1 protein-coding gene is annotated in these 263 nt (G+C 50.6%); it reads right to left on the reverse strand.

What is annotated here, in order from left to right; all coding sequences use genetic code 11:
- Positions 1-55: 55 nt before the first annotated feature.
- A partial coding sequence (locus ACEN88_RS35630) for a hypothetical protein (RefSeq protein ID WP_413347111.1) occupies positions 56-263 on the reverse strand: 208 nt, incomplete at its 5' end.

A 263-nucleotide genomic window follows, 5' to 3' on the forward strand; every position in this document is an offset into this window, starting at 1 on the left:
ATCTACAGTAGCTGTGTACAATCGTATGCCGACTCGTCCAAACTACTACCACAGCCTACTTGCCAGCAATCATCTTTGAAAGCATCTCCTCCATCCTCAATTGACTAGCCCTAACTTCCTTCATCTCCTCCTTCAGCCCCTCTACCTCCGCTTTATCCTTGGCGTCCAAGTTTACCTCCTTCCCTCGGCGAGGTGGAGGAGCACCATAGCCGTATATCTTGGCTAGCGGGCTATCCGGTCTTGATCTCGAGTTAGTTTGGGAT

The sequence above is a fragment of the Massilia sp. CT11-108 genome, from assembly GCF_047302915.1.
In the GTDB taxonomy this organism is placed as follows: Bacteria; Pseudomonadota; Gammaproteobacteria; order Burkholderiales; family Burkholderiaceae_D; genus Telluria; species Telluria orientalis.